This window comes from Halomonas sp. MCCC 1A13316 (assembly GCF_014931605.1).
Classification (GTDB): Bacteria; Pseudomonadota; Gammaproteobacteria; order Pseudomonadales; family Halomonadaceae; genus Halomonas.
The window spans coordinates 2,740,672-2,757,160 of record NZ_CP053382.1; the positions used below are offsets into that span (position 1 = coordinate 2,740,672).

Genomic DNA, 16,489 nt, shown 5'->3' on the forward strand with positions numbered 1-16,489 from the left:
CCGTCGCCAAGCGGGGCGCCGGGGGCAGGCCGTAAAGGAGGTCTTTTGCCATGGATGGCAAAAGTAGCGCCCAGGGATGGGTTCACAGCGCCTCCTCGTAGGCCTGCCGCCGGATCAGCCTCGCTTCTCCAGCGGTTGCAGAGTAAGCGTGTCAGACCTGAGCGGCATCGCGGAACAGCCACGGCCGCTCGGCGCGGTGGCGCTGTTCGAAGGCGCGAATGGCGTCCTCGTCCTGCAGGGTGAGGCCAATGTCGTCGAGCCCCTCGAGCAGGCAGTGCTTGCGGAAACCATCCACCTCGAATTCGAGGATCTCCCCGCTTGGTGTGATAACGCGCTGGCTCTCGAGGTCCACATCGAGGCGATAGCCTTCGTTGGCTTCCACTTCGCCAAACAGTCGGTCGATCGTCTCCTCGGGCAGGGTGATCAGCAGCAGGCCGTTCTTGAAGGCGTTGTTGTAGAAGATGTCGGCGAAGCTCGGCGCGATCACCACGCGAAAACCGAAGTCCTCCAGCGCCCAGGGGGCGTGCTCGCGTGAGCTGCCGCAGCCGAAGTTGCGCCGTGCGAGCAGCACGCTGGCGCCTTCATAGCGCGGCTGGTTGAGCACGAAATCGGAATTCACAGGGCGCTGCGAGCAGTCCTGTCCCGGTTGGCCTTCGTCGAGGTAGCGCAGCTCGTCGAACAGGTTAACGCCGAAGCCGGTACGTTTGATCGACTTCAGGAACTGCTTGGGAATGATCAGGTCGGTATCGACGTTGGCCCGGTCGAGCGGAGCGACGAGCCCCTCGGTACGTTCGAACTTTCTCATGGCTCAGGCCTCCTCTGCTGCGGACTGGGCGTCGAAGCGACGGACGTCGACGAAGTGACCGGCAATGGCGGCGGCGGCGGCCATCGCCGGGCTGACCAAGTGGGTGCGACCACCGTAACCCTGGCGGCCCTCGAAGTTGCGGTTCGAGGTGGAGGCGCAGTGCTCGCCGGCACCGAGCTTGTCGGCATTCATCGCCAGGCACATGGAGCAGCCCGGCTCACGCCACTCGAAACCCGCCTCGGTGAAGATCTTGTCGAGCCCTTCGGCCTCGGCCTGGCGCTTCACCAGGCCGGAGCCCGGCACCACCATGGCGAGCTTGATCGAATCAGCCACCTTCTTGCCGCGCGCCACCTTAGCCGCTTCGCGCAGGTCCTCGATGCGCGAGTTGGTGCACGAACCGATGAATACCTTGTCGAGCCTGATGTCGGTGATCTTCTGCTTCGGCGCGAGCCCCATGTACTCCAGCGCACGGGTGTAGCCGCGCTTGACCGTGTCATCGCCTTGCTCGACCGGGTCGGGCACTTCGCCCGAAATGCCGGTAACCATCTCTGGGCTGGTGCCCCAGCTCACCTGCGGTTCGATCTCGCTGGCATCCAGCGTCACCACCTTGTCGAACTGGGCGTCCGCGTCGGAGACGAGGTTGCGCCAGTCGGCCACGGCGGCCTGCCACTGCTCCCCCCTGGGGGCGAAGGGGCGCTCGGCAAGATACTCGATGGTGGTGTCGTCCACGGCGATCAGGCCGACGCGGGCGCCGGCCTCGATAGCCATGTTGCACACCGTCATGCGGCCCTCCATGGAAAGCTCGCGGATGGCGCTGCCGGCGAACTCGATGGCGTAGCCGGTGCCGCCGGCGGTACCGATCCTGCCGATGATCGCCAGCACCACGTCCTTGGCGGTGACACCGGTGCCGAGCTTGCCCTCGACGCGCACCTGCATGTTCTTCATCTTCTGCGCCAGCAGGCACTGGGTGGCGAGCACGTGCTCCACCTCGGAAGTACCGATGCCGTGGGCCAGGGCGGCGAAGGCGCCATGGGTGGCAGTGTGGGAGTCGCCACAGACTACGGTCATGCCCGGCAGCGTGGCGCCCTGTTCCGGCCCCACCACGTGAACGATACCTTGGCGCGGGTCGTTGATCTTGAACTCCTCGATACCGAACTCGATGCAGTTGTCGTCGAGCGTCTGCACCTGGATCAGCGACACCGGGTCCTTGATGCCGGCGTTGCCCTCGGCGCGCTCCTTGAACGTGGTCGGCACGTTGTGGTCCGGCGTGGCCAGGTTGGCGTCGAGACGCCACGGCTTGCGGCCGGCCAGGCGCAGCCCTTCGAAGGCCTGCGGCGAGGTCACTTCATGCAGCAGTTGGCGGTCGATATAGATCAGTGCGGTACCGTCGTCGCGCTCCTTCACCAGGTGCTGTGACCACAGCTTGTCGTAAAGCGTCTGGCCTGTCATATCGTTCTCCCCGGGCTTTATGGCCCTTTGCTATCCGGTCCGAGTCTTGACCAAGTCTTGCGTGGCTCGTCCATAAAAGCAATTCATGTTATTTATTCATTGGATTCCCTAAAGGAATACAACAAAACGATGGACACACAAAGCCTACAGGCCTTCCTCGCCGTGGCCGACAGCGGCAGCTTCTCCCGCGCCGCCGAGCAGCTCTATCTGACCCAGCCCGCAGTTTCCAAGCGCATCGCCTCACTGGAAACGCAGATCGACGCTCGGCTATTCGACCGCATCGGCCGCCGCGTCACGCTCACCGAGGCTGGCCGGGTACTTCTGCCCCGCGCCCGGCAAATCCTGGTAATGGTCGACGACAGCCGCCGCGCGCTGATCAATCTTGAGGGTCGGGTCGCTGGCAGCCTGACCCTGGCCACCAGCCATCACATCGGCCTGCATCGCCTGCCACCGCTGCTCAAGGCCTACACCCAGGCCCATCCGGAAGTGCAAATGGACCTGCGTTTCCTCGACTCGGAGCAGGCCTACCGGGGCGTGCTGGATGGCGAACTGGAAATGGCCGTGGTCACCCTGGCCCCGCACCCAGACCCGCAACTCGACGTAGTGCCGGTGTGGGACGATCGAATGTGCTTCGTTTGCGCCCATGATCATCCGCTGGCGAGTCGCGCGCGCCTCATGCTACACGAGCTGTGCGACTTCGATGCCGTACTGCCCGGCCCCTTGACCTTTACCCGCACATTGATCGAGTCGCGCTTCGCCGCTGCCGGCCTTACGCTACCCGTGGCGCTTTCCACCAACTATCTCGAAACGCTCAAGATGATGACGGCGATTGGCCTGGGATGGAGCCTGCTGCCGGAGCGGCTAGTCGCCGGAGAGCTGCACGAGCTGGACGTGGAGCATCCCGTTATTCATCGCTCGCTGGGCTATCTGGTGCACCGAAGCCGTACACTATCGAATGCTGCGCGGGCGATGCTGGCGCTGCTGGAAGAAGCGCGTGACGCACCGAGTCGCCGCGCATAAGAGAATATTGTTAGACTGCTTACAAAACACCTCGATCCGGAGCCCGACGTCATCGCCCCCTCGCCCGATTCTCCATCGACCTCTACGCGCCACACCCTGGCTGGCGTACTGATACTGATCGGCCTGGTGCTGCAGATTCTCGGCTTCACCGGGCTGACACCGCTGCCAAACGGCGTCGGCTATGCACTATGGCTAGCCACCCTGCTGCTGTGGCGCGACATTCCTCGCCGCACCCGCTGGCAGGCCGGAGCGCTGGCCGCCATCGGCCTGGGGCTACTGGTCCTGGCACGGTGGCGCTACGCCGCCGAAATCGCTTGGCCAACCGTCACTAGCGGCAACACTTATGTAGTGGCGATGCTGGTCGGGGTGAGTTTCATCGGGCTGATTGGCAACCGCAGCGGCTCAAAACGTCAATTGGGCCATCCTGTCACCGGTCGCCGCGGCACCCTGGGCACCTGGCTAGGCGTGCACCTGCTCGGCACCATCCTCAACCTGTCGACGGTCTTCATGATCGGCGACCGGCTGGCTCGGCGCGGCCCGCTGACCACGCCTCAGCTGCTGGCGTTGAACCGGGGTCTCTCCAGCGCAGCGTTGTGGTCCCCCTTTTTCGCCTCCATGGGTGTGGTGATGACCCTGGCACCGGAAATGGAGTACGCCCGAATTCTCGCAGTGGGCCTACCGCTGGCGCTGCTCAGCGGCACTTTGACCACGCTGGAACTGTCACGCCGCTTCGATCTGACCGAGGTCGCAGGCTTCTCGCTTTCGCCGCGCAGCTTGCTGATGCCGGTGGTGATGGCCGCCCTGGTAATGCTGTTTCATTTCCAGCTGACTCCCGAACTCAGCATCGTCAGCATCATCACCTTCCTGTTGCCGGCCGTGGCATTGGCCAGCAACCTGCCCGCCGGGCCGCGCTGGACCCTTCACCGCGTGCGCCAACATACTTTGTCGCGCCTGCCCGCCATGCGCGGTGAAATTGCCTTGTTCCTCTCTGCCGGGCTACTAACCCTGGGACTTTCGACCTTGGTTGCCGCAGCCACGGGCAGTGAATGGACGCTATTCACCCGCTTTGGCCCCGCTCAGGCCGTCCTCAGTTTCCTCGCGATCGTGGCCAGTGCCGTGGTGGGGCTGCATCCAATCATCGGCGTCTCGGTACTCGCTTCGATGCTCAACCTGAGCGGTAATGAGCAAACCCTGTTCGCCTTCACCGCCCTCGCTTCATGGGCAGTGGGCACTTCGGTAGGGCCGCTGTCGGGAATCAATCTGTCACTGCAGGGCCGCTACGGCGTCAGCGGCTACCGCATGATGCGTTACAACCAGAACTATGCCCTGGTGTTGAGTGTCCTGGTTGTCATGGCAATATTGGGTCTCGACGCCTGGCTGTGAGGCAGGCTCACTGCGAGACACGGTAGAAGTAGCGGTGGCCGCACTGATGGCAAGGATCGATGCGTGTTACGCCCTCGAGTTCGACCACCGCATCGCAGTGCACGCAGGCCATCCGCCCGGGAGCGGCCACCTCGCCCTCGCAATAGTCGGCGCGGGCGGCCTCGAGGTCTTCATTAAGCCGGGCGTTCTCGACGATGCTGCGATCGGCAATGGAAAACAGCGAGTCCACCACCTTGCGCGAAAGCTGGTCGAGGTCGATCCCCAGCCAGGCGGCAACACCACGTCCGCCCGCTTGCAGATAGCGCCGCATGTCGATCAGGTCGCGCTCGACCCAGGCGCGCAGCAGGGCGAGCTCATCCTTGGTGAACTCCTCGAACTCGGCCTCGAATTCTACCGCCTCGTCCAGCTCCCGCTGCAGGTTCTCCCAGGTCAGGTCACCCGCGCCTTCACGCAAGCGGGCCAGCATACGCTCGTAGCCTTCGCGCAGCCGATGTTCGCGATGAGAGTCGGGACGTTCGCTCATGGTCATCTCCTCGAAGCGGGTTCTGCATAGGCCGGGCATGGCCGGGCATGCCCTACTGGGGTATCCTTGGTTACCATTTAGACGCCATCCTGCCGTCAGTTCAACGTTTTATCGTGTGGTTGACGGCGAGGCATGACGTCGGACAACTTCCTGCGCATCTGCACGACGCTCCGTGCCCGAACATTTTAAGGTCAATTCGAAAGCCGATGGACGCACAGTACAAGCCCTTTGAAATCGAACGCGACGCCCAGCAGTTCTGGGACCAGAATCAGTGCTTCAAGGCGGTGGAGGATGCCAGCCGCGAGAAGTTCTACTGCCTGTCGATGTTCCCCTACCCCAGCGGCAAGCTGCACATGGGGCACGTGCGCAACTACACCATCGGCGATGTGGTCTCGCGCTTCCAGCGCATGCAAGGCAGGAACGTGATGCAGCCCATGGGCTGGGACGCCTTCGGCATGCCGGCCGAGAACGCCGCGATCCAGAACCGGGTGCCACCGGCCAAGTGGACCTATGACAACATCGATTACATGCGCAACCAGCTCAAAGCGCTGGGCTTCGCCTACGACTGGGGCCGCGAGTTCGCCACCTGCGACACCGACTACTATCGCTGGGAGCAGTGGTTCTTCGCCAAGCTGGTCGACAAGGGGCTGGTCTACAAGAAGATGGCCACCGTCAACTGGGACCCGGTGGACCAGACCGTACTGGCCAACGAGCAGGTCATCGAAGGTCGTGGCTGGCGCTCCGGCGCCCTGGTGGAGCGCAAGGAGATTCCGCTGTGGTTCCTCAAAATCACCGACTACGCCGATGAGCTGCTTGCCGACCTCGACAAGATCGAGTGGCCGGAGCAGGTCAAGACCATGCAGCGCAACTGGATCGGCAAGTCGCGCGGCGTAGAACTCGTGTTCGACATCAAGGCCGCCGATGAAAGCGCTGCCGAGCCGCTTTCGGTCTACACCACCCGCCCCGACACGCTGATGGGGGTGACCTACGTGGCGGTCGCCGCCGGCCATCCGCTGGCCAAGGCGGCTGCCGAAGGCAACGCCGAGCTCGCCGCCTTCTGCGAAGAATGCTCCCGCGGCGGCACCACCGAAGCGGAACTTGCCACCAAGGAGAAGCGCGGCATGCCTACCGGGCATGTGGCCGTGCATCCGCTGAGCGGCCGTGAGGTGCCCGTCTATGTCGCCAACTTCGTGCTGATGGAATTCGGCACCGGGGCGGTCATGGCGGTGCCCGGCCACGATCAGCGCGATTGGGAGTTCGCCACCAAGTACGACCTGCCCATCGAGGCGGTGATAGCCGACGACCATGGCCGGGCACCGGACCTCTCCGAGGCCGCCTACGTGGAATACGGCCGGTTGATCAACTCCGGCGAGTTCGACGGTCTCGACTTCGATGCCGCCTTCGATGCCATTGCAGCAAGGCTCAAGGAACTGGGTCGCGGCGAGGTGAAGATCAATTACCGCCTGCGCGACTGGGGTGTGGCCCGCCAACGCTACTGGGGCGCGCCGATCCCGGTCAAGTACGGCCCCGAGGGCCAGACCGTACCGCTCTCCGACGATGAGTTGCCGGTCGCCCTGCCCATGGAGGTCACCGTCGATGCTAGTGGCTCGCCGCTGAAGAAGATGCCCGAGTTCTACGAGCTCGGCGACGGCTGGGTGCGCGAGACCGACACCTTCGACACCTTCATGGAGTCATCCTGGTACTTCGCGCGCTTCTGCTGTGCCGACAACAAGCAGGCAATGCTCGACGAGCGTGCCGACTACTGGCTGCCGGTGGATCTCTATATCGGCGGTATCGAGCACGCCATTTTGCACCTGCTTTACGCGCGCTTCTTCACCAAGCTGATGCGCGACCTGGGCTTGGTGAAGGTCGACGAACCCTTCCAGAGACTGCTCACCCAAGGCATGGTGATCGCAGAGACCTTCTATCGCCCGACGCCGAACGGCGGCAAAGAGTGGTTCAACCCCGCCGATGTGGAGGTCAAGCGCGACGACAAGGGCCGCCCGGTCAGCGCGGTGCTGATCGGCGACGGCCAGCCGGTGGAGATGGGCGGCATCGAGAAGATGTCCAAGTCGAAAAACAACGGCGTCGACCCGCAGTCGATGATAGATCGCTTCGGTGCCGACACCGTGCGCCTGTTCATGATGTTTGCCGCTCCGCCGGAGCAGTCACTGGAATGGTCCGATTCCGGCGTCGAGGGTGCCAGCCGTTTTCTCAAGCGCCTGTGGCGCATGGTGGCCGAACACCTGGAGGCAGGCGAACCGGGCTCGCTGGATACTTCGGCGCTCGATGAGGCCCAGCGCGAGCTGCGCCGCAAGACCCACGAGACCATCAAGAAGGCCAGCGATGATATCGGCCGGCGTACCACCTTCAATACCGCCATTGCCGCCGTGATGGAGCTGAGCAACGCCCTCTCGAAGTTTGAAGATGCCACTCCCCTGGGCCTGGCGGTGGCTCGCGAGGCCGTAGAGGCCTGCGTTCTGCTGCTCGCCCCGATCACCCCGCATGCCTGCCATGCTCTGTGGCGCGAACTGGGTCACGAAGAGCCAGCCATCGATGCACAGTGGCCGAAGTTGGATGAGTCGGCCCTGGCGCGTGACTCCCTCGAACTGGTAGTGCAAGTCAACGGCAAACTGCGTGCCCGCATCGAAGTGCCTGCCGATGCCTCCAAAGAGGCCATCGAGGCAGAAGCTCTTGCCGCCGAGAACGTTCAACGCCACACCGAGGAAAAGACAGTGCGCAAGGTGATCGTCGTACCGGGCAAGCTGGTCAATATTGTAGTGGGCTGACCCAGACCGAACGGGAGCATTCATGCAGCGACGCAGATTTCTCACTCTCGCCCTGACCGCAAGTGCGGCCATGGCATTGGCCGGCTGCGGCTTTCACCTGCGTGGCTTCGATACGCCGGGCCTGACCGTGAATGAACTCGCCGTGGCGGGAGCCGACAGCGAGCTGTCTCGCCTGGTGGCCGAGCGCCTGGCGTCGATCGGCACGCGGGTGCATGACAACGCCCCGCTGATTCTCAACCTCGGCCCCGAGACATTCCGTGAGCGTCAGATGAGCGTGCTCGACAGTGGCCCCCAAGAGCACGAGATGAACCTGTCGGTGCCCTTCTCAGTCCAGCGACGCAGCGATGGCGCCTATCAGTTGACCGAACGACGCCTCGAGGTGTCGACCCGCTTCACTGTCAGCGACGACAACCTGCTGGCCCAGGATGACTTGCGCGAAGAGGCCCGTCAGGAGCTTCGCCAGGAGGCCCTGCGCCGCCTGTTCGACCGACTGCGCTCGCTGGGAGACGCTCGCCCATGACGACCATGTTGAAGGCGCTCGCGTGAAGGTACTGCTGTGAAAGTCTTTGCCGATAAACTGCCGGAGGCACTGGCCAAGAAGCTACCCCCGGTGGTGATCGTTGCCGGTGAGGAGCCGCTGCAGCACATGGAAGCCTGCGATGGCGTGCGCGCCGTTGCCCGCGAGCGCGGCATCGAGGAGCGCGACATTCTCCACGTGGAAAACAATTTCGCCTGGGGCCGGCTGCGCGAGGCTTCGGCCAGTCTTTCGCTGTTCGCCTCGAGCAAGCTGATCGAGCTGCGCCTGGGCAGCCAGAACCTGGGGCAGGAGGGCGCCAAGGCGCTCAGAGAGTATGCCGATGCACCGGGCACCCAGGATAACGTGCTGCTTATCAGCATGGGCAAGCTCGACTTCCGTCAGCAGAAGAGCGCCTGGTTCCAGGCACTCGACAAGCTCGGTTTGTTCGTGCCGGTATGGCCGGTAGACGTCTCCAGGCTGGGCTTCTGGCTGCGCGATCGCGCCGAGCGTCACGGTCTCTCGCTGGATCTCGATGCCGCACGCCTGCTGGGCGAGCGCACTGAGGGCAATCTTCTCGCAGCAGACCAAGAGTTGCAGAAACTGGCCCTGCTGCTACCGCCAGGAACGCGTGTCGACCCGACACAGATTGCAGGAGGCGTGGAGGACAGCGCTCGCTACGATGTCTTCACTCTGGCCGATGCCTGCCTCAAGGGCGAGCGAGCTCGCGTCTCGCGCATCGTCCGCGGCCTGCGCGGTGAAGGCGTCGAAGCCCCCATCGTGTTGTGGGCACTCAACCGCGAACTGCGTACGCTACTCTCTCTGCATCAACACCTCGATCAGGGCCAGAGCTTCGAACACGCCTGCAAGGCGCAGAAGCCGGCCATCTTCGACAAGCGTCGCCCCGCCTACCAACAGGCCATTTCTCGCTTGCCGAGGAAACGCCTGCACAAGCTACTACTGTTTTCCCAGCGTCTCGACCTCTCGATCAAGGGGGCGGCACCCCTGCCATTGTGGCAGGGTCTTCACGACCTGGCCCTGACGCTTGCGGGCGGGCGCGGCCTCCTTGCCGAGCTGCCCTCTTCTTACCGTGTGGGCTAAGGCTGCTGCCGCCAATAGAAAACTTTCCCTCAACTAGAATGCAAGGGCATGAAATTTCACGCGCTTTCTGCTTATACTTATAAAGCATCGTTGGAGCACGTGGACGTCTGCGCTCCCCGAACAGGGAGCGTTGGATCATTCAAGAGCCGGAAGCCTTTACCCAAGAAGAAGGAACACTGATCATGAAAACACTCCGCCGCTTTCTCAGCCCCCTGCTGATCCTGGCCCTGGTGCTCGGCAGCGTCTCCGTTTCGGCCGCGCCGCAGCCTGCCAGCGAGCTGATCTCTACCCAGGCCGCCCTCTCCGCAGAACGGGCCGACAGCGACCGGGAACGTATCAATGAGATCCTGTCCCGGGCTGACGTTCAGGAGCAACTCGTGGCCCAGGGTGTCGACCTAGCCGAAGTCGAAGCCCGCGTCGCTGCCCTCTCCGATGAAGAGGCACGTCAGATGGCCGAACAGCTCGACCAACTGCCCGCCGGTGCCAGCGTCGTCGGTGCTCTGGTACTCATCTTCCTCGTCCTGTTGGTCACCGATATTCTGGGCCTGACCAACGTATTCCCGTTCACGCGCTGATGAGGCATGACATGCAAGGCCGATTCCAGCCAGCATGCATGAACGCCCGCTTCGCGGGCGTTCTGCTGTTGGTCCTTTTGATGCTCGTACTTACGGGCTGTGCCTCCACGCCGCGCTTAGCCGAGAGCACCAAGCAGGCTCTCCCCCGGCAAGCTTTGATCGACGGTGTGCCCTTCCATTCCCAGCGCGAGTACCAGTGCGGCCCCGCCTCGCTGGCCATGGCGCTCAACCATAGCGACGTGGATGTGGCTATGGAGAGCCTGATTCCACAGGTGTTCATTCCTGATCGTGAAGGCAGCGTGCAGCCCGAAATGCTTGCGACTGTGAGACGCCACGGCCGAATTCCGTTCGTATTGAATGGCAGCTTGGATGCGTTGCTGACTGAAATTGCCGCCGGCCAGCCAGTGGTTGTCATGCAGAACCTTGCACTGCCGGCATGGCCGATGTGGCATTATGCCGTTGCCATCGGCTACGATCTGGATGCCGAGGAGATGATTCTGCACAGCGGCGAGGAGGCGGAGCGTATCGAGTCTTTTCGCCGCTTCGATGCCACCTGGGCACGCAGCGAGCGCTGGGCATTCGTCGCCATGGCGCCAGGAGAAATGCCGCAGAGCGTGGGTCAGCGCCGCGCACTGGAGTCAATCGCCACCTTCGAGCAGGTCCAGGGCGCCCAGGCCGCCCTGCCGGCCTGGGAAGCCTTGGTGGCGCGTTTCCCGGGCTCCGGGATGGGGTATTTTGCCCTAGGCAATGCCCGCCATAACATTGGCGATAGACTTGGTGCCATCGAGGCGTTGCGGAACGCCGTGAGACAACGAGAAGACCTGGGGGCAGCTTGGTTGAACCTGGGTCTGTTGCTGCAAGCCCAAGGGGAAGATGGAGAAGCCCAGCGGGCGCTGTCACGTGCCGCCGACCTGCCCGGACCATGGCAGAAGCGCGCACAGGACGCGCTCGAAACATAGTGCGGCGATCTCAGCATATGCGGGCCGAGGTGCTCCGCCATTCCGCTTGTCGACGCAGGCTCGCGTTGCTGACTTGTTGGCATGTTTGCAGAAGGTTGATGCGCTGGATGGCGCTGAGCCCATGCTCCTGCAGAGCACCTGATGCCAATGCGGCACACAATGACGGGAGCCGCACGTATTCAGGCCTCACACCGGCCCTTGCCATCGCCCACTCTGGACTGGCCATTAGCGTCTTCCAATCGGCCCAGGAGCCCTGGTAACGCGTTTGCAATCCCAAGCGTCTTGCCAGTTCCCGCGCGGTCCACAGCGTGGTATGCAATGGAAAATTCACCCACCAGGGAAAGGCCGGCAGCCGGCCGTCCGCATGGAGCAGAAAGCGGGTCCGTTTCAGGTACGGCCCGAACGCGGCGAGGAACAATCGTCGATTGAGCTTCCAGCGCGCAGGACAAGCGGCACTGACCTTCACCGCCTCCTTGGCCATGAACACCTCGTAGCTCCTGAACAGACGACGGTTACTGTAGAGGTTGGAAATCCCAAGCCGCATTGTCATCGGCCAGAGCGAGAACCACTCGTGAGCGCTTTGCGGCCGCAGGGCTCTCACTCTGCGAAAATGCTCGCGACGCCGCCGCGTCACTTCCTGCAGCAGCCGGTCGGGAAACAGGGGATTTTTTACCGCCTGCGTCCGTGTCTCGCCCGGTAACTGCCACTGCGGCAGGAAGCTGAAGAAACTGGACAGCGGAAGCTTCCGCGCGGAGCGTGACTTAAGCAGGGAATCGCTGACGTAGCCTCCAAAAACGGCATCGTAATCCGCAAGCCCATGACGCCGGTGGAAACCCAAGGCATGAGCATGGATGTATTGGTGTCCACTACCTACTAGACTCGAAGCTTCCGGCAAGATGCTCAAGTAATGGAGTTCGTCTCGATAATCGGCAAGGAAGCGAGTCCCTGAAGCGGATGCCACCTTCTCGGCAATGCGGCCCTCTCGGGTCATGCTATTGAGAAAGATGAAGCTGTCCCGCTCCAGCCACGGCGGCAGCAGGGCTGCCAGCACCCGTGAGTCCTCTCCACCACTGATGAACTGGGCCACCCGCCGCATCGAGCCCGTGACCCGCTCGATGTAGCCATTGAGCCCTTCCTTCAAGACCTCGGCCGCCTCCTTGAGATTGGGGAAAGTCGCCGTTTCACTGGGCAGCCAGTAGGCCGTACGCTCCAAGCAAGGAGCCTTTCCATGCCGCAGCAGCCTAAACACATGCTTCGTGGCTGGGTGGCATTGACGAATCTGGTGATAGGCACTGTATGGAAAGGTCACGACATCGTGAAGAATAAAATCGACCAGTGAAGCTTCATCGAAATCCACCTCCGGGCCGCAGGCTCCCGCTAGTGCATCGACATGAGTCCCCAATACCAGCCAGGACTTTCGCAGGTATCGATAGACGGGGATGAACATCATGAGATCGGTGATGCAGATGACACGACGCGAGGCCTTGTCAATGATCAAGATCACGAAGGGACCACTGAGGTCTTCGCCCCAGTCAACCTGACCCTCTTCAAAGTGAGCGAGTATGGCCCTCGTTCCTGCCTGGTCATCGTTGCCAGTCAGGAAGTGGTTGTCATGGAAATACAGCACCGGCCCCCCGATGATCACACAGAAATGGGTTCCGTTCTCGACTGGAGCGAAACCGGAATAACGAGATGGGGTTATGGCCAAGGACCCCCAGTCGCCATGGAACTCCCGAGCAGAAACGGGATCCTCGAGATAAATCGATTCCAGCTCCTTGGCGAGGCAACCCGGGGGAAGGCGCCTGGAGCTGAATAGGAAATCGCTCATACAATCCCTCGCATTGATGGCGGACCCGACTATGCACCAAGGATTGGATTCGTCGATGTCCGAGCCTAATGAAATCCATGTCAGTACACCTCACCCGTATCGCGGCGTCCAACCCCGCCTTGCTGCCGCCCGAGCGATGACATCGGAAACGAACAAAGCAAGCGTCCAGAAAAATTCCTACGACGTGACGGCAGGCCAAAAAGACAACCAAACAGGTATGAGTTGCTTCCACTCGGTGTAATGACGAAACTAGTCATCCCGGACAAGGACTGGAGGTGCCCATGTCATACGACATTGCACTGAAGAGAATCTATGCCGAGCCCGACGCCAGCGATGGCGCCCGCATCCTGGTGGACAGGCTCTGGCCACGCGGTATGCCAAGGGAGCGGTTGGAACTAACTGACTGGTATCGTGATGCCTCGCCATCCCTCGCCCTGAGCCGGCAGCTGCGAAGGGGAGATATCAGCAGTGCGGTGTTTGCCGTTCGTTACCGGGGGGAGCTACGTGATGCCCCCCACAATCTGCTTCCTCTCATGCGTCATGCCCGACGGGGTAAGCTTACGCTGCTTTCTGCGATGCGCAATCTGGAAGAGTCGCACCTGCCCCTCCTGCGCCAGATGATTCTCGGTGCACTGCAGCAGGAAGACGCCGAGGATGCCTTGCCCTCTTCTCCTCCTTGTTATTTGGGGTTACTGGACCGGAATGGGAAACAAGAACATGACTAATGTCCGGTTCGATGCCGCTGTCGGATGACATCACGCAAAGCGACGCCATGCAGCCAGGCCAGCCTTACCACTTCGGCGCGGCTCTCAATCGCAGCGAGCCGCTGGATCGCTAGGCGACGCGGAAGGAAGCATAGCTCGACTGCTCCCCAGGACAGCATGAAGGCGGAGAAGGGCCACCACCAATTCCAGCCACTGACAGTCAAAAGCGCAAACACAAAGAGAATGACGGGGGTTAGCACCAGCCCCCACCATGCTTGATGTCTTCCCAGGAACCGATTGGCGCGCAACATTTCCCTGCGCAGCTCCTTGGATGTTCTAGCGACGGGGAGGCGTACAGTATTCATCTTGCTCATTTAAGCACCTCATCAGAAAAGCGGGTTCTTGATGAGTTGCTTTCAGCAGCATCAGCAGCAAAAAAATGCGTAGTAACGATCATCAAAACCATCAGGATCTAAAGAAGTATTCGGTCTTATCAAACTTCCTTTACCTGAGAGATTTCGTACTCGTTCATGGCAAATTTTAATGCTGAGACGCTCTGTCAGCAGCCATTATCATGAATGAGATAGCCACAAGCCTTTTATCCCTTTTGGGATATGCCATTGTCTGTCAGCTTTCGACCATCTCAATACGCAATATAACACAGATACAGAAAGTAACATATATCCCTTATGCCGCAACTCATTTGAACGCTTCATCGTATAGCGCCACCGCACCGGTTCCCACGTTTGGCGTTCTTCCCATCTCAGCCTGACGTGCCTTCAGTAGCACCCAGCAAGCCATTGACAATCCCAGATAGCCGCTCAGTCCTCTCACGTCTCTCAGCATCGACTGCGTCAGTCCGAATCCTATGAAGGCGGTGACGATCAGGAGGCCTGACAACGCTAGAGCTCTCGCCTGGATGTCGCGAGAGCAGCGGAGGTGACGCGCGAACAACACCGCCGGCATCCCATAGAAAGCCAGCAATACCAGGACTCCCAGCAGGCCGCGTCGTGCTGCGGTATCCACCAGGTCGCTGTGCAATTGATCGTGGCGTATCGCCCCGGGATGCAACAAACCGAGATTCACCATCATATCACGTGCCTCCTTGAGCCCCTCATCTCCCCACCCCAGCAGCGGCTTTTCCATGAACATACGTCCTCCGGCCTGCCACATCTCCAGCCGCAGCCCCACGGAGCTGCCACCATCACCCTCGATCACATAGTCCCGCACATCATCTATGGCACGCTCTACCCGCTGGATTACGCCGTAGTCCGTGAAAGCAGTCATCGCTACCAGCGCTACCACCAAAAGCCAGCCCCCTCCGGCCATCTGGAGTAGCCGGCGCCGAGAAAGAAAGGGGGAAAAGGCTCCGTAGCTCATCCAGGCAAGCAGGGGGACGGCCACCCAGCCGCCGCGGGTGCCGGACAGGAAGGAGGCAGCAAGACCGGCCACCGCGGATAGCCCCAATGCAGGAGTAAGCAAGGACCAGGAGGAAATCGGACGGTCTACGCGACCCAGCATGGCCACTAGCGCCAGCACACCAAGCAGCAGTGAGAGATTGCCGAAAGGTATGGCATTCATACCGTTGTCAGCGCGATAAGCACCGAGCATGAAGCGCTCATACAAAGCAATGACACCGACTCCCACCCCTCCTACGACCAAGCCTATCCACAAGCCCAGCCGTGAGGGTGGGTATCGACGCCACCACATCATCAACCCTGCCGTCAACAGAGACCATAACGGCATCATTTCGTTATCCGGCTTCACGCCAGAGAATACGCTGCTGCGAGCTGCGTCCAAGCACCACAGCCCTGAGAAAGCTATAAGAGACAACAGCCAGAGCCGATCCTCCCTATCCAGCCTTTGCCACGCCTCCTTCATCGGGTCACGGCGCAACATCGCCCCCGCGAGAGCCAGCATCAGTGCCGCTAGCGGCACTGACTTGTATCCGCTGGGGATTAGAAGCAATAGAGAAACGAAAGCCCCCAGCAGGCCCGTATTCACCCATCGCCAAGAGATGTCGCCTTGCTCGGCTATCCTTCGCCCCGACGTGGCTTGTGACATTCGCCACCCTCCTGACCTTCCATTCACCGGCCTGCTCTGACGCGAGCCAACCACGTTGAGCCCAGGCTTGCTTCACAGCTTGCCGACCCAGCTATCGGCAGCCTCGTGAAGCAGCTGGTGTACTTGGCGAAACGCTTCGTCGCTCTTGCGGTAGGGATCGGGAATTTCTCGTCCCTGACCGCCATCCAGCCAGCGTCCGAAGAGCATTGTCTTACCCAGCACGGAGGGAGCCATCTGGCCAACGGCAAGGCGCTGGCCATCGGACATCACCAGCACCAAATCGGCCTTGAACAGGGTTTCCAAGCTGACTTGGCGCGCCTGGTGAGCACTGACGTCCAAACCTTCGGCCTCGGCCAATAAACGGGCCGTGGGTTCTATCCCCTGACCTTCCGGCGCGTTCAGGCCCGCTGACTCGATCTGCTTGCCGGTTAGTCGATCTTCCAGCATCGCCGCAGCGACAGGGCTACGGCAGATATTGCCGGTGCAAAGTATTAGGATTCGTTGAAACATAGCGCCTCGGTGATGACATTGGCAGAATTAGCCAGGTTTCGGTCCGCTACGTACACAGCGCACCTCAAAGGATGAGCCTGGTCGATGATGACGCGCCAAGTACCACGCCACCTCACCAAAAATAGATTGGAGAAATTTTCTCCTGAGAAGGATATTACTATTTTTCCTAGTTTGAATTTCATTTATCCACAAACCAAGCATTAGAAGACTCCCTCTTAATTCCTAGCTATCAAACCGACAAGTGTACTTAACCATTTATCTCTCA

General features: G+C 61.3%; 14 protein-coding genes. 8 read left to right on the plus strand and 6 right to left on the minus strand.

Going from position 1 to position 16,489, the window contains the following annotated elements; translation table 11 throughout:
• Nucleotides 1–151: 151 nt before the first annotated feature.
• Complete coding sequence (leuD, locus tag HNO52_RS12670; RefSeq protein WP_197565649.1) at nucleotides 152–805, minus strand: 3-isopropylmalate dehydratase small subunit; 654 nt, start codon at nucleotides 803–805, stop codon at nucleotides 152–154.
• Nucleotides 806–808: 3 nt separating this feature from the next.
• Nucleotides 809–2,254, minus strand: coding sequence for a 3-isopropylmalate dehydratase large subunit (leuC, locus tag HNO52_RS12675; protein WP_197565650.1), 1,446 nt, complete (start codon nucleotides 2,252–2,254; stop codon nucleotides 809–811).
• 129 nt (nucleotides 2,255–2,383) lie between these two features.
• On the opposite strand from leuC, the gene HNO52_RS12680 reads away from it, so the two are divergent.
• Both HNO52_RS12680 and HNO52_RS12685 read left to right on the plus strand, forming a co-directional pair.
• A complete protein-coding gene (locus HNO52_RS12680; RefSeq protein ID WP_197565651.1) occupies nucleotides 2,384–3,274 on the plus strand; it encodes a LysR family transcriptional regulator in 891 nt (296 codons plus the stop codon).
• A 126-nt stretch (nucleotides 3,275–3,400) separates the two neighbouring features.
• Nucleotides 3,401–4,657, plus strand: coding sequence for a hypothetical protein (locus HNO52_RS12685; protein ID WP_232090281.1), 1,257 nt, complete (start codon nucleotides 3,401–3,403; stop codon nucleotides 4,655–4,657).
• A 7-nt stretch (nucleotides 4,658–4,664) separates the two neighbouring features.
• Here the strand turns inward: HNO52_RS12685 and HNO52_RS12690 are convergent, their stop codons facing one another.
• Nucleotides 4,665–5,180 carry a zinc ribbon-containing protein gene (locus HNO52_RS12690; protein WP_197565652.1) on the minus strand — a complete coding sequence of 172 codons (516 nt, stop codon included), beginning with the start codon at nucleotides 5,178–5,180 and terminating at the stop codon, nucleotides 4,665–4,667.
• A gap of 206 nt (nucleotides 5,181–5,386) precedes the next feature.
• Here HNO52_RS12690 and leuS point away from each other — a divergent pair, with 206 nt between their 5' ends.
• The 5 genes from leuS to HNO52_RS12715 all read left to right on the plus strand — a co-directional run bounded on the left by leuS (nucleotide 5,387) and on the right by HNO52_RS12715 (nucleotide 11,118).
• Nucleotides 5,387–7,969, plus strand: a complete 2,583-nt coding sequence (gene leuS / locus HNO52_RS12695; RefSeq protein WP_197565653.1) for a leucine--tRNA ligase — start codon at nucleotides 5,387–5,389, stop codon at nucleotides 7,967–7,969.
• Nucleotides 7,970–7,991: 22 nt separating this feature from the next.
• Nucleotides 7,992–8,489: an LPS-assembly lipoprotein LptE gene (locus HNO52_RS12700; RefSeq protein WP_197565654.1), complete on the plus strand. Its 498-nt coding sequence runs from the start codon at nucleotides 7,992–7,994 to the stop codon at nucleotides 8,487–8,489.
• A 36-nt stretch (nucleotides 8,490–8,525) separates the two neighbouring features.
• A complete protein-coding gene (gene holA / locus HNO52_RS12705) occupies nucleotides 8,526–9,584 on the plus strand; it encodes a DNA polymerase III subunit delta (protein ID WP_197565655.1) in 1,059 nt (352 codons plus the stop codon).
• 182 nt (nucleotides 9,585–9,766) lie between these two features.
• Nucleotides 9,767–10,159, plus strand: a complete 393-nt coding sequence (locus tag HNO52_RS12710; RefSeq protein ID WP_197565656.1) for a PA2779 family protein — start codon at nucleotides 9,767–9,769, stop codon at nucleotides 10,157–10,159.
• Between the two features lie 80 nt (nucleotides 10,160–10,239).
• The gene (locus tag HNO52_RS12715) at nucleotides 10,240–11,118 is read left to right on the plus strand and encodes a PA2778 family cysteine peptidase (RefSeq protein ID WP_232090283.1); all 879 of its coding nucleotides are present in this window, start codon (nucleotides 10,240–10,242) and stop codon (nucleotides 11,116–11,118) included.
• A 10-nt stretch (nucleotides 11,119–11,128) separates the two neighbouring features.
• On the opposite strand, the gene HNO52_RS12720 is transcribed toward HNO52_RS12715, so the two are convergent.
• Entirely contained in the window at nucleotides 11,129–12,946 is a 1,818-nt protein-coding gene (locus tag HNO52_RS12720) for an asparagine synthetase B family protein (RefSeq protein WP_197565657.1), read from the minus strand.
• A gap of 281 nt (nucleotides 12,947–13,227) precedes the next feature.
• Here HNO52_RS12720 and HNO52_RS12725 point away from each other — a divergent pair, with 281 nt between their 5' ends.
• A complete protein-coding gene (locus HNO52_RS12725; protein ID WP_197565658.1) occupies nucleotides 13,228–13,671 on the plus strand; it encodes a DUF488 domain-containing protein in 444 nt (147 codons plus the stop codon).
• A gap of 678 nt (nucleotides 13,672–14,349) precedes the next feature.
• On the opposite strand, the gene HNO52_RS12730 is transcribed toward HNO52_RS12725, so the two are convergent.
• Both HNO52_RS12730 and HNO52_RS12735 read right to left on the minus strand, forming a co-directional pair.
• Entirely contained in the window at nucleotides 14,350–15,714 is a 1,365-nt protein-coding gene (locus tag HNO52_RS12730) for an O-antigen ligase family protein (protein WP_197565659.1), read from the minus strand.
• A gap of 72 nt (nucleotides 15,715–15,786) precedes the next feature.
• The gene (locus HNO52_RS12735; RefSeq protein WP_197565660.1) at nucleotides 15,787–16,224 is read right to left on the minus strand and encodes a low molecular weight protein-tyrosine-phosphatase; all 438 of its coding nucleotides are present in this window, start codon (nucleotides 16,222–16,224) and stop codon (nucleotides 15,787–15,789) included.
• Nucleotides 16,225–16,489 lie beyond the last annotated feature (265 nt).